The sequence below is a fragment of the Acinetobacter sp. 1124_18A genome (genome assembly GCF_052824995.1).
Genome location: NZ_VTDF01000009.1, coordinates 84,351 through 98,017, shown reverse-complemented (window position 1 = coordinate 98,017; position 13,667 = coordinate 84,351). Strand labels below are relative to the sequence as shown.

Annotated in this window: 15 protein-coding genes; 6 read left to right on the top strand and 9 right to left on the bottom strand. The window is 36.9% G+C overall.

The window, feature by feature from the left end; translation table 11 throughout:
* Positions 1 to 63 precede the first annotated feature (63 nt).
* A complete protein-coding gene (locus tag FY048_RS16150; protein ID WP_446091810.1) occupies positions 64 to 831 on the top strand; it encodes a hydroxymethylpyrimidine/phosphomethylpyrimidine kinase in 768 nt (255 codons plus the stop codon).
* Positions 832 to 874: 43 nt separating this feature from the next.
* Here the strand turns inward: FY048_RS16150 and lysM are convergent, their stop codons facing one another.
* From lysM to FY048_RS16120, 6 genes are all read right to left on the bottom strand, one after another.
* On the bottom strand, positions 875 to 1,348 hold the full coding sequence (lysM, locus tag FY048_RS16145; RefSeq protein WP_446091809.1) for a peptidoglycan-binding protein LysM: 474 nt from the start codon (positions 1,346 to 1,348) through the stop codon (positions 875 to 877).
* A 190-nt stretch (positions 1,349 to 1,538) separates the two neighbouring features.
* A complete protein-coding gene (gene acpP / locus FY048_RS16140) occupies positions 1,539 to 1,775 on the bottom strand; it encodes an acyl carrier protein (protein ID WP_004641570.1) in 237 nt (78 codons plus the stop codon).
* 84 nt (positions 1,776 to 1,859) lie between these two features.
* Positions 1,860 to 2,594, bottom strand: coding sequence for a 3-oxoacyl-ACP reductase FabG (gene fabG / locus FY048_RS16135; RefSeq protein ID WP_446091808.1), 735 nt, complete (start codon positions 2,592 to 2,594; stop codon positions 1,860 to 1,862).
* Positions 2,591 to 3,577, bottom strand: coding sequence for an ACP S-malonyltransferase (gene fabD / locus FY048_RS16130; protein ID WP_446091807.1), 987 nt, complete (start codon positions 3,575 to 3,577; stop codon positions 2,591 to 2,593). Before fabD ends, fabG begins: the two co-directional genes overlap by 4 nt.
* 151 nt (positions 3,578 to 3,728) lie before the next feature.
* Complete coding sequence (rpmF, locus tag FY048_RS16125; RefSeq protein ID WP_000290730.1) at positions 3,729 to 3,914, bottom strand: 50S ribosomal protein L32; 186 nt, start codon at positions 3,912 to 3,914, stop codon at positions 3,729 to 3,731.
* A gap of 74 nt (positions 3,915 to 3,988) precedes the next feature.
* The gene (locus FY048_RS16120) at positions 3,989 to 4,549 is read right to left on the bottom strand and encodes a YceD family protein (RefSeq protein ID WP_446091806.1); all 561 of its coding nucleotides are present in this window, start codon (positions 4,547 to 4,549) and stop codon (positions 3,989 to 3,991) included.
* A 96-nt stretch (positions 4,550 to 4,645) separates the two neighbouring features.
* On the opposite strand from FY048_RS16120, the gene FY048_RS16115 reads away from it, so the two are divergent.
* From FY048_RS16115 to rluB, 5 genes are all read left to right on the top strand, one after another.
* On the top strand, positions 4,646 to 5,308 hold the full coding sequence (locus FY048_RS16115; RefSeq protein ID WP_446091805.1) for an elongation factor P hydroxylase: 663 nt from the start codon (positions 4,646 to 4,648) through the stop codon (positions 5,306 to 5,308).
* 90 nt (positions 5,309 to 5,398) lie between these two features.
* Complete coding sequence (locus FY048_RS16110; RefSeq protein WP_446091804.1) at positions 5,399 to 6,016, top strand: L-threonylcarbamoyladenylate synthase; 618 nt, start codon at positions 5,399 to 5,401, stop codon at positions 6,014 to 6,016.
* Between the two features lie 224 nt (positions 6,017 to 6,240).
* A complete protein-coding gene (locus tag FY048_RS16105) occupies positions 6,241 to 7,032 on the top strand; it encodes a segregation and condensation protein A (RefSeq protein WP_035366239.1) in 792 nt (263 codons plus the stop codon).
* Positions 7,029 to 7,622, top strand: a complete 594-nt coding sequence (scpB, locus tag FY048_RS16100) for an SMC-Scp complex subunit ScpB (RefSeq protein WP_016139084.1) — start codon at positions 7,029 to 7,031, stop codon at positions 7,620 to 7,622. The genes FY048_RS16105 and scpB overlap by 4 nt, the downstream gene beginning before the upstream one ends.
* 41 nt (positions 7,623 to 7,663) lie before the next feature.
* Complete coding sequence (gene rluB / locus FY048_RS16095) at positions 7,664 to 8,587, top strand: 23S rRNA pseudouridine(2605) synthase RluB (RefSeq protein WP_003653361.1); 924 nt, start codon at positions 7,664 to 7,666, stop codon at positions 8,585 to 8,587.
* A 118-nt stretch (positions 8,588 to 8,705) separates the two neighbouring features.
* Here rluB and FY048_RS16090 read toward each other — a convergent pair whose 3' ends face one another.
* From FY048_RS16090 to FY048_RS16080, 3 genes are all read right to left on the bottom strand, one after another.
* Positions 8,706 to 8,954, bottom strand: a complete 249-nt coding sequence (locus FY048_RS16090; RefSeq protein WP_446091803.1) for a hypothetical protein — start codon at positions 8,952 to 8,954, stop codon at positions 8,706 to 8,708.
* 283 nt (positions 8,955 to 9,237) lie between these two features.
* Positions 9,238 to 9,573 (bottom strand): hypothetical protein, encoded by a 336-nt coding sequence (locus FY048_RS16085; RefSeq protein WP_446091802.1) that lies wholly within the window; start codon positions 9,571 to 9,573, stop codon positions 9,238 to 9,240.
* A gap of 6 nt (positions 9,574 to 9,579) precedes the next feature.
* Positions 9,580 to 13,602, bottom strand: a complete 4,023-nt coding sequence (locus tag FY048_RS16080; protein ID WP_446091801.1) for an RHS repeat-associated core domain-containing protein — start codon at positions 13,600 to 13,602, stop codon at positions 9,580 to 9,582.
* Between the last annotated feature and the right edge of the window lie 65 nt (positions 13,603 to 13,667).

Sequence of the window (13,667 nt, the reverse complement as noted above, 5' to 3'; positions counted from 1 at the left end):
TGGTCGAGAGTTTAATCAAACTCTCTTATACTAACGTAAATTTAAATTGAAAAGGAAATAACCGTGCGTCCAACCGTACTTTGTTTCTCGGGTTTAGACCCTTCAGGTGGTGCAGGTTTACAAGCTGATATTGAAGCGATTGGACAAAGTGGTGCTCATGCAGCAATTGCATGTACAGCCCTCACCATTCAAAACTCACAACAAGTATTCGGCTTCGAAGCAACCTCAAAAGAACTATTATTAGCTCAAGCAAATGCCGTTGTAGGTGATTTACCAATTAAATGCGTTAAGTCAGGCATGCTCGGCACTACAGATAATATTGCTGCTCTAGCTGAGTTTCTTCGCGCACATCCTGACTATCAATATGTACTTGACCCAGTTTTGGTCGCAAACAGTGGTGGTTCTTTAGGTGATCAGGCGACTCTCGTTAAAGCATTTGTTGAGCTTATTCCCATAGCCACTATTATTACTCCCAATACAGTCGAATTACGTGCTCTAACAGGTACTGACGACTTAGAACAAGCGACTAAAAAACTTTTCGAAATGGGTGCTAAAGCCGTATTAGTTAAAGGTGGACACGAAGATACACCTGATCATATAAAAAATAATTTATATATTAATGGTGAACTTGCGGCGAGCAGCAGTTGCCCACGCTTAGATGGCGAGTATCATGGTTCAGGTTGTTCTTTAGCTAGTTTTATTGCTGGTCGTTTAGCTTTAGGTGATTCTTTAAAAATTGCAGTTCAGCATGCTGAAACATGGTTATTCGGTGTTTTAAAGAACGCCGACACTCCAGTACCAAATGGGCAAAAAATACCAAAAAGATTTTAAAAAATAAAAAAGGCGCTAAAAGCGCCTTTTTTATTACCCTCAATTATTGAGGAATACGTAAAACCTGACCAGGGAAAATCTCATCTGGATCTTTTAACATTGGTTTATTTGCTTCAAAGATTTTTGGATACTGATTTGAATCACCGTAAAACTCTTTAGCAATTTTTGAAAGGTTATCACCAGATTTCACTGTATAAAATTTACTTTCTGGTTCAGGAGTTGCAACAGTCATTTGATCATCTACATGTGCTACATGATCAATATTCCCAACAATAAGAATAATTTTTTCTTTATCTGCTTGGCTTTGTACTTGACCATTAATAGTCGCAGTATCAGTTGAACCATTATAGGTTACAGATAAACCCTCTACCCCTAAGCCTAAACTTTTAATTAAACCCAATAATTTATTTGCAACTTCTTGTGCAGAAGGTTCTGCTGGTGTTGCTGGAGCTGGTTGTGGTTCTGCAGGAGCGGTATTTTTCTTACCAATACCTTTTACAAAATCAAAAAGACCCATCTTTTAGTCCTCATATTCTTGTTTATAATAAAGTCATTAAACTGACCCTTATTGTTATACGTGAAAAAAGAGATACCTCTGCTATCAATTGAGGTTGATCTTGTAAAAATATGTATCTCTTTTTTTATTTTTCTCAAATAAAAAAAAGCCACCTTACGGTGGCCTTCTTTTTTATTCAGCAATATGCGAATTAACCAAGTTTTTTAGTTACATAGTCAATTGCAGATTGAACTGTAGTGATTTCGTTAGAATCTTCATCAGGAATAGTGATGTCGAAGTCGTTTTCGAAAGACATTACAAGTTCAACTAGATCTAAAGAATCAGCACCTAAGTCATCCATAAAAGATGCTTCGTTTTTAATCTCTTCAGCTTTAAGACCAAGTTGTTCTGCAACTGCTTGTTTAACGCGTAGTTCGATATCGCTCACAGGAATTCTCCTCATTGCTCGTGGCGTTTGATTTGCCACTAGTTTAATTGAATATAAAAAAATTTAAAAGTTTATACATCAGCCTTAGGCCATGTATAAACCACCATTTACATGTAATACCGTACCGGTAATGTAACCTGCTTTATCACTTGCAAGGAAACTCACCGCATTTGCGATATCTTGTGGCTCACCTAAGCGATTTAAAGCCACTTGATCACTCATTTTTTTGCGAATGTCTTCACTAAGTGCATCTGTCATTTCTGTTGCAATGAAACCTGGTGCCACACTGTTCACAGTGATTTGGCGGCTACCCATCTCTTTTGCAAGACTGCGGCTAAACGCTTCAATACCTGCTTTTGCAGCAGAGTAGTTCGCTTGACCTGGGTTTGCAAAGTGTGCAACAACAGAACTAATATTAATAATGCGGCCAAAGCGCGCTTTTGTCATACCTTTAAGCACACGTTTAGATAAACGATATACGGCTTTGAGGTGAATGTTGAGAATGTCATCCCAATCATCTTCTGACATGCGTAGCAATAAATTGTCTTTCGTGATACCCGCATTATTAACCAAAATAAGCACAGGGCCATAGTTTTGTTCAATATGAGAAACGATTGCTTCAATCTCATCGAGATTACGCACATCGAGAGCTAAACCTGCCCCTTGCTCACCAAAGCTTTCACTTAACTTTTGTGCACCAGATTCAGATGTCGCAGTACCTACAACAAAATAACCGTCTTGAATAAGTTGCTGGGCAATAGCAGCGCCAATGCCCCGACTCGCGCCCGTTACTAATGCAACTTTGCGTTCTTGTGTCATGCAATTTTTCCTTCTGCCACTAAAACAGCATTTAGGGCATCTTCTATTTTACTCTTGCTATCGATAGCAAAAGCTTTTTCTATATTTGGTAAACGCTTCGCGAGATTACTCAATACTGTACCAGGTCCACACTCAACAACGTAGTGAATACCTTCATCCTGTAAAAACTGCATCGTGTCTGTCCATTGTACAGATTGGTACAATTGAGCAGTTAACGCCTGACGCAATTGAGCAACATCGGTAGCTATTCCCGCGTTGACATTTTGTATTACAGGTATGGTAGGCAGCTCAATGGCAGTTTGTTCCAAAGCTTCTGCAAATTTTTCAGCAGCAGGTTTCATCAATGAACAATGCGAAGGAACTGACACAGGTAAAGCAATTGCCTTAGCAGACTGCTCTTTTGCCAAAGCCATTACTTGTTGTACAGATGCTGTACTTCCAGCAATTACGACTTGGCCTTGTGAATTATAGTTTGCAGCTTCTACTGAGCCTTGACCTTCTGCATTCACGATTTGGCAAAGTTCAACCACTTTTTCATCAGCCAAACCAAGGATTGCAGCCATAGCTCCTTGCCCTTGAGGAACAGCGCTTTGCATGAGTTTGCCACGCAAATTCACGAGTTTCACTGCATCTGCCAAACTCATAGATCCTGCAGCAACTAAAGCGCTGTATTCACCTAGAGAATGTCCTGCAAGGTACTTAGGTTCCAGACCACCTAAATCAAGCCATACACGCCATAGAGCGATGCTGGCAGTTAATAACACAGGTTGGGTATTTTCTGTTTGGTTGAGGCCTTCGCCACTTTGCGCAATATGCCACAGATCGAATCCAAGTGCATCCGAAGCTTCAGCAAAGGTTTGCCCAACCCCACTAAACTGTTCTGCTAGTTCAGCAAGCATACCGACTTTTTGTGAACCTTGACCAGGAAACACAAACGCAGTTTTTGTGGCTAAAGCTACTTGTTCAAGACGTTTAGCAGACATAAGAAATCCTTTTTTGGGTTTTCACTCATTTCTGGAGCGGAAATTTAACATGTTATTTATATTTTTATAATTGCGAAAAACAACAAAAAAAGGGAGCTTTCGCTCCCATTTTTTCTATACTTAAGCATCACGCTTAATGCATATCATACAATTATTCAGCATCAGCTGCTTTAGCGAATAATTGACGACCACGGTAGAAACCGTCTTTAGTAACGTGATGACGACGATGAGTCTCACCAGTTGCTTGGTCTACTGTTAATGCATTCTCGGTTAAAGCGTCATGTGAACGGCGCATGTCACGGCGAGAGCGACTTTTACGGTTTTGCTGAACGGCCATGATGGCTCCTTACAAAGATCGAAAAAATGGATCAGAACAAATTCAGTTGTCTTATCTCACAATTATATCACAAATTATGAGTTAAGTTTACCCTTCAAACCTGCCAAAACATCAAACGGATTATCCCGTTTTTCTTCAACAACATCTTGAACGGTAGGTTGATGTTTATTTTCACAAGCATCATGCTTGGGAGATAAAGGCACCAACAATAACAGTTCATCTTCTAGTAATGCGAGCAAGTTAATCGAGGCAGGCGTATCATAATCGCCTTTCGTCGAAGACTCACTTTCACCTAAAACGATGAAATCAGCATCCTCATCCAAGCGCTCTATCAGTGACTCATCATCCATTAATGCAATATGAAAGTCTAAGACAAGAGGTATTTCAACAGGTTCCAAACAACGTTGGCACTCCATTAAAACTATCGTGTCTATATGACCATCCATCCACACAATGCGATGATATGCATCCATTGATAGCTTACAGTCTATGTTGACCAATTGATTATCAATTGATCCAACAGCTTCACGAGCGATACGAGCAAAGCGAGACAAGGACAGTTGACCTGACCATGTAAAGCCTTGTTCAGCCCATTTAAACGGCTCAATCTGTGCCGGAAAGGTATTTGCTGACATAATTAAGGCGGCAATTCTACAAATTCATCGGTACTCTGTCAAAGATTAAGATACAATTTTGCACTTCTTTAGACAGAACTCGGGGTAAATTAAGCAATGCACCTGTTGCAGCCGCAACCTGAAGTTAACACTTCATTACTCGTTTGCACCCATTCAACTCATCAGAACACGCTTGTACCTGACATAGTGCAACTCTCACCATGGTCAAGCTCAAAATCGGAGTCTGAGCAAGTCGATTGGCTTATTTTACACTTTAATCACTGGTTTTCCCACCATAATGTGACATTAGTTCGTGGAGATTTTGAACCAGAATATTTCCCGGCAACAAATCAGGGTCCGGCTAAAATCCAATTCGCCCACGGTTTTTTGAACAGCGCGTTACATGAAATCAGTCATTGGTCTATTGCTGGCGAAAAACGCCGCCTATTACCCGATCTAGGATATTGGTACGCTCCCGATGGCCGTACGCAAGAACAACAAAGTCTATTTGAACAAGTAGAAATTAAGCCACAGGCAATTGAATGGTTATTTGCGCAGTCTTTTGGTCGAAAATTTAGAGTCTCGCTTGATAATCTGACAGGTGATGGCGGAGATGGCAAAATATTTAAAGATAATGTTTATGCTCAAGTACAACGTTACTTTTCAGGTGAAGCCAAGTTACCACGTGATGCAGCAGTATTTATTGGTTTTATTTGCCAATGTACACGTTCAGGCATAGCATTACAATCAAATGAATTTAAACGTGAACTCCTTGATTAATTGACAAAAAAACCACGTTAATCACTTGCATAGGTTATTTAAAAAGCCTAATAATTATTTTAACACTGGCGTGATGGAGTCTCTAAAAATATGATGCATTTACATGTACATCCTGAAAATCCACAGCAACGCCTCATTAGCCAAGCGGTTGAACGCATTCGTGCCGGAGATGTTGTGGTTTACCCTACCGATGCTGCCTATGCAATTGGCTGTCAGATCGGTAATAAAAATGCTATGGAACGTATTGCGCAGATTCGCGGTTTAGGGCCAAAGCACCAATATGCAATTATGTGCTGTGATTTATCTGATATTGCAACTTATGCAAAAGTTGATAATGCAACTTATCGATTATTGAAAGCGAACACCCCAGCCATTACGACTTTTATTTTACCGGCAACCAGTGAAGTTCCGCGCAGGTTAATGCATCCTAAAAAGAAAACCATTGGTTTACGTATTCCAAGCAACCCAATTTGTCAGGCTTTATTAAAAGAACTTGGTGAACCCCTACTCACCAGTACATTAATTTTACCAAGCCAAGAAGACCCACTCGATGATCCATACGATATTGAAAATCAGTTAGATAAGCGAATTGATGTATTTATTGATGGGGGTTTGGGTACTTTAACAAGCACAAGTATTGTCGACTTATCGGGTGAACATCCTGAAATTATCCGCCGTGGTATTGGAGATGTAAGTGCTTTTGAATAAGCACTTACAATTTTTACCAACAGTTTTAAAAAAAGTATTATCACTCAAAAAAATACTCTTTATTTATTTTGGATTTTTTTTACACTTTAGTCGTTAAGTAATTTATTAAAAGGCACAATTCATTTAGAATGATCGCCACTATCTGCTGTTCTTCTATTTACAGCTCTCTTTGACTTGAATAACAAGTCTCATGCTTTTGAAAATTCGCGTGGCTTATAATCGTAATGAATCAATCACTTCATCAATCCATGGAAGACGCTCCACACATCCGTGTTTTAGATGAGTGGCATGACAAGATTCCTGAAGATCTCTATATTCCTCCTGCTGCATTTGAGATTTTGCTCGAACAGTTTGAAGGTCCGCTAGATTTTTTAATTTATCTGATTCAAAAAAACGGTTTTGATTTAATTCAAGTCGATATTGCGCCTATAGCAAGTCAATATTTAACCTATATGGATAGCATGAAATCCTTAAATATTGAGCTAACCGCTGATTATATGGTGATGGCAGCCTTATTGGCTGATTTAAAGTCACGTTTACTTTTACCAAAGCCAACAACGATCAGTATTGAAAAAGATCCCAAGCAGGACCTGATTGATCGACTTGAAACCTATCTACGTATTAAGCAAGCGGCAGAACGTTTAGGTCAAATGCCAATTCTTGAGCGTGATACATTCAATGCAAATGTGAGCTTAGGTCATATCGCTCCTGTTTACGAAGGCTATGATATTTCAGCATTACATGATGCATTGTTCTGTATATTTAACCGCCCAGAACCTGTTGTTCATGTTGTAGCTCAAGAGCCTGTATTACTCGAAGAACGCATTGCATATATTGAAGAGAAATTAGAGTCTGGTGACGTGTTAAGTTTTAAAGAATTACTCAATCCTCTGCAAGGTCGCATGGGAATGGTTGTTACATTTATGGCTGTTTTAGAGTTAACCCGTCAACAGCGAGTTAAAATTATTGCCTCTGGTATTGAAGCTCCTTTAGCAATTCAAGGATCTTCAATATGAGTTTTGAACAAAATAATACTGATTTGTCATTAGCTGACATTCATCACGAAGTCTTATTACAACTTGAAGCAATTATTTTTGCCAGTGATGCGCCCGTTTCAATTGCCCGTTTAAAAGAAGCATTTAATAATCAGTATAATAAACAACAGCTTCGTCAACTCTTACAACAGCTCGCGCTATTACAACACGGCCGATCTATTGAGTTGATTGAAACAGCGCAAGGGTTTCGCTTTCAGGTAAGATCTAAATATCGTAGTATTATTGCGCAAATTTGGCCAGAGCGACCAACTAAACTGTCGCCTTCATTACTAGAAACGCTGGCCGTCATTGCTTATCATCAACCGGTTACCCGCGCAGATATTGAACAAATTCGTGGTGTGTCTAATAATAGTCAGATTCTTAGAACACTATTTGACTGGAACTGGATTAAAGAAGCCGGTTTTAGAGATTTACCCGGAAGACCCGCGTTGTTAATTACAACGCCACAGTTTCTGAATGCTTTTGGTCTAGCTTCGATAGGCCAATTGCCTCCCCTACAGAACGCCAAGGAAGCCTTTATGGCTCTCGATGCAAATGCACCGAAATCATAAAGAGGTGGACTGTTGATCATTATGTCTAAGGTTGTGCTGTCATGAGTGAAAAATTGCAAAAAGTATTAGCGCGAATCGGATTAGGTTCCCGCCGATATATGGAAGAGGTTATTGCCGCAGGACGCGTGAGTGTGAACGGCCGTGTTGCCCAAGTGGGTGAGCGCATTGAACCAGGCGATGAATTACGCATTGATGGCCGTAAAGTTCAGTTTCAAATTGAAGACGAAATTCGTCGCCGTGTATTGATTTACTATAAGCCAGAGGGTGAAATCTGTTCACGTAATGATCCTGAAAAACGCCCAACCGTATTTGATCATTTACCACAAATTGCAAATGACCGCTGGGTAATGGTAGGTCGTCTAGATATTAACAGTACTGGTTTATTGTTGTTCACAAATGATGGTGAGCTTGCTAACCGCTTAATGCACCCATCAAATGAAATTGAACGTGAATATGCTGTTCGAGTTATGGGTGAAGTAACGCCTAAAATACGCCAAAAAATGGTAACTGGTGTAGAGCTTGAAGATGGTCCAGCTAAATTTGAGTCTTTCTCGGAAATTGGTGGTGAAGGTATTAACCGCTGGTACCAAGTAGTGGTGAAAGAAGGTCGTAACCGTGAGGTTCGTCGTATTTTTGAATCACAAGAACTTAAAGTAAGCCGCTTATTGCGTACACGCTACGGTACAGTTATTTTACCACGCGAATTACGTACTGGCCGCTGGATGGAACTCGATAAAACTGATATCGATAATCTAGCAAAATCAGTTGAATTAAAACCACGTCAAGGCACAGGTTTATTTGGTATGGCAAAACGTCGTACTGACCGTATGACCGAAAAACCAATGGCAGCTCGTCGTGGCGGTTTCTTGCGTCAACAACGTCGCGATGATGAAAAAGAGGCTCCTGTGAATACTGGTAACCAACGCAAATCGACTGGTTTTAACCGTGGTTCTAAGAAATTCTAAAATATTAAATAATGCATAAAAAACCGCTCTTATAAGAGCGGTTTTTTATTTAAACATGAAAACTATTTATATTCATATTTTAACAATTTACCCGAATCATCCTTAAATATATTAAGAACTAATCCTCATATTCATACTTTATTAATTTCCCTGATTCTTCCTTAAATATATTAAGAAATATAACTTGGCTATTATTTTTTGTCTGAATACGAATTTTATAATGGTTATGGGCAGGTAAACTAGGCGAACCAGAAAATCTACCTTTAGACACAATATTATAGCTTTCAACCTCTCCGTAATCCTTCTTTAATTTGCCATCATTAGCTAATATCTGTTCTATATATTTTATATTCTCATCGCTTTTCATCGCTTTACCTAACACTTGCTCTATTAAAAGTGAAAATATAAAACCTACAATTACAAATAGAATAATTTTTTCATATTAACCACTAATTATAAAAACATTAAACTCAGCAACTCTCACTCCCTCTAAGGTAAAAAGAATCTTATTAAAAAACTATTAAGTCAGCTTTACGAAATAGGCTCTTACATATTTAATCTACACTTTGGTATTCCAACCATTCACCTCATAAGATTATTCAATACTTTAAATTTATAAAAATAAGACCAATCCAATCAATACAAAAAAATTATCGAATAATCTCTACTTTATAATGAGTGGGATCATTTTTTTTAATATCAATTTTCAGTCTCCCTTCTTTTTTTTCACCATCTACAGTCAATGTTAACGTCTTGCCTGCCCCATAATAAGGAGTTGCACTATAAATACGCACTTTCACTATTTGATAATTATTAATTTTCCCATAGTTATCTTTAATAATTTCATTATTACTTAAAATAGGCTCCACAATTTTTACATTTTCATCGGTATGTAAACAGCTTCTAAAAATTGTCGCTATAAAAAAAGTAGCAATAACAAAATATATAATTTTTTTCCATGTTATATTTAAAATATTAATTCTCATATCATATTACCTATTAATGTATCCACCAACTTCGGTTGTATAAGAAAAACCTAACGAAGCTCCTACTTTCCAAGACTTATCAGAAGTGGGATCAAGAGTAATTGATGAACCATTATCAAAAAAACTACCACCTTGTGATTGAACAGCAGCATTTCCTGTAATAAATGAGCCGCTAAGCTCTGCACCAACAGGACCAAGTCCCACCTCAGCCCCTATTGTAGTATTTGTACGTGCAATTACTCCTGAACCACAATCAAGAGCATGTTTTGAAGGCTCTCCATTAAGATCAAGGCCAAACCCTATACCAGCCCCAACACCAACTCGACCAAGAACCTCCAACTTACCATTTTTATAACTAACTGAAACTCCACCACCTACACCATAATACCCATCAAAACTTAAAGTCCATAAACCATAAGGATCTATAAAGTTAACTGGATTATTTCCTACATATGCATAAGGATTTAACCCCCCAGCCAAACCAATCGGATCAGTTTGTGTATATCGGCCTAAACTTGCGTCATAGTAACGATTCCAGTTATACCAAAGATTTGACTCAACATCATAATATTGTCCCGGAAAACCCAAGTTAAAGTCACCAATACTACTTTGAATCGGGGCACTATCATAACTTGCAGTTTGTGATTTCCAAACAATGGCTTTTACACTGTTCGTCAAAAATTCAGGACGTCCCAAATGATCTGTATGCACATAATACAACTGGTTATCGCGTATTAAACCAATAGGTTTACCAGCAAGCCAAATATAGATATTTTTTAAATTACCTGTTTGACTATTGGCAGCAGGACTTTCTGCCAATAGGCGACCATCAGGTGCATAAATGTAATGAATGTTGGATGTACCATCACTTTTTCGGGTTCTGAGATTATCTGCACCATAGTCATAAGTATATGTAGTTGTTCCAGCTTTGGCAGTTTTTAAACGATTAAAACCATCATAACTATACTCAAGTGTGCCACCATACCCAGACTTTTTTGTAATATTTCCTAAGGCATCATAACTAAATGTTTTTGCTTCCGCACCAGTTGTAGCAGTTAAACGATTACCTGTAGTAATGCTGTAGTTAGTTGTAGCATTAGTATTTCCTACTCGACTAACGCGGTTACTATTACTATCAACAACCCAGTTTTCACTATATTGCTGTGAAGCCGATCTAGTAAGTTGCCCTAAATTATCATAGCTATAACTTGTCGAATATTTACTATCTAAAATATTACTAATTCCATTTATTGAATTATTAGCATTGTATTGGTGAGATAAATTTTGGATATTTGGTGTTTGAATACCAGTTAAGCGATAATCTTTATCATAAGTTACTTGCCGAGTTAAGCCATTACCAAATGTCCAACTTTTAGTTCCTCCATACGGTTCATAAGTTATATTACTAACAACTGACTGTGTGGTAGCTCCTATTTTAACTTTGACTGCACTCACTCGGCTAAGTGCATCATATTCATATGAGATTTTATAAGCATCGCTAGGTCGACTTTCACTAATCAAACGTCCATATTGATCGTATATCCAAAGGGTTTGATATTCAGTACCATTAATTTTTTTCACTTGGATAGATAGTTTCCCATCTACAGTATAACCATAGCCTGTAGAACTTATATCATCTGCTGTCCCACATAGACGACCTTTACCATTCGTACAATTATCATAGACCCACGTTTGTATTTGTGTTCCAGTTTGAGCTTTAATTCTTCGGTTTAATGCATCATAACTATAGGTTGTGACTACATTATTTGCTCGAGTGAGCTTAGTTAAATTACCATCAACATCATATTCATATTTGCTTAATCCACTATCTGGACTACTTTGACTAAGTATTCTTCCAAATCCATCATAAGTATAAGCTGTAGTATTTCCTTTAGAATCTTTAATTGCTGTTAAGTTTTCTTGGCTATCATAGCTATACGTATTAATACTGCCATCATATTGTTTTTCTTGTTCTATCTGACCTCTTACATTGTAAGTATAGGTTGTAAGGTTACCTAAAGAATTTGTCTTTTGTGTAATATTGCCATTACCATCATATTGATAGCGAATATTTTGGCTATTATTACCCACATCTGCTGTTGTCCATCCAAGTTGATTATGATTATTGGTACGAGCATACTTAACATTCACACCCTCTCGATATTCAACATTCAATAGAACGCCTAATTTTGAATAATTAAAGATTTTTTGGCTATTTATCTGTGTACCCACACCATGTGTAATACTAGCAATGGTTCCATTATCGCTGTAATTAACTGTTTCTCGCATTCCATTACTTTCTATTTGAGTAATACCAAATGCTCCATAAGTATAAGTTATCGTACGAACTTGATTAGTTCCTAGAGTCTCTTTTTTTGTAATGACTCGTCCTCGTGCATCATAGGTATATTCTGTAGTAAAGCCATTAGCATCCACTACTTTTCCAACATGACCCAAACCATCATAATTGCTCAATGTTATGACATGCCCTAATGTATTTTTTACCTGAATTAAATTACCCAGCGAATCATAACTATAAATACTAGTTTTTCCATTTCGATTTACTGCGATATCTTTTGGTATACCATTACTATGAAAAGTATATCCGTAACCTATGGTATCGCATAAACTTGTACCAACTTTGCTACATGTTTTTATACTTTTTATACGATTGTGATCAGGATAATATTCATAACTGATATCTTTTACCAAGACATTCGAATTATTGAAATATTCTTTTTTTAAAATAATACTTGGTGAATTTTTCCATGTATATTTTACAATATTGGCATTCGAATAATTACCATTTCTTATACCAGTAGTCTCTTGCAAAACACGCCCATAATTATCTCTTTGATATTTTTTTTCTACACCATTCCAGTTTATTTTTGAATTAATAAAACCATTTGAATCATAAGATGTCACTGCACTACTATTAGGACAATTACCTATGCCACTGCGCTCAATTCTAGTCAATTTATCTTTTTTTGTATCTGTATAAATATATTTAGATATTGCTCCTAATGGATTTGTAAAAATTGAGTAATTATCACCATAACTTACTTTATCTGTCTGAGTTCCATCAGCACGGCCACTCTGAATAGCTTTATCTCCACTATAAAGATATGTACTAAATCGCTTACCATTAACAGAAATACCCGTTAAATAGTTTAGATCTGCCCCATTTTCTCCATAGTGATATGATCTTGTTCCTGTATTGCTTGGAAAACTTACTGAATATAAACGATTACTATTATATGTATAAGTATAAATATTTCCAATAGGATCTCTAACTTTGGAAATTTGCTCGCCACTCCATTCTAAAGTTACTTTAGTACCATTAGTATGAGCAACTTCTATAAGCTTATTATTATTATACTTTAGGCTCCAACCTATACCATTAATACTCTTTTTACTTAAAAGATATCCATCTTTATTATATATTTCTACACCACCATCCTCCAATATAACTGTCCATTTATTATCTAAAAAAGTTATATGGTAAAGATCATTAATAAAAATATTTTCTCCATTTGGCAATTGACGAATTAGCCTTTGATTATCATCCTGTATCAAGTGATAGTCGAAACTATGTTTCCACTTTCCAGATGCGCTAAAATCTGCATAACCAGTTAATAAAGAATTATAATATCTTACAAATTCCAATGGCATTTCACCCAAATAAGAAAAATCTACTTCTTCTTGGATTTTTTTACCTTGAGAAATAACAATAGGGTTACTTGTAGTTTTACTACAGTCATCATTTTCTTTATCTTTATCAACTGCTTGTACATTTATAGTAGGTAGCTGTATTGCACTACTTGACCCACTACTAGAACTTCCATAACCGACATTATAAAATGAAGAATAATTAGAACTAGAGGAAGCTCCAACAGTTATTACAGGTAGCTCCACAATATCACACAATTCCTCTTCTTTAATATTATTACAGTTTATTGCTCTTGCCTTGATTTGCTGCATAATAATTAAAGTTAAAACCACAAACATAAAAACGTTAATAATTTTCATTAAAATAATAGTTAGAAAGTTAATGTAATATTATTATAAAATAATTAAATAAATTTTAAAATATA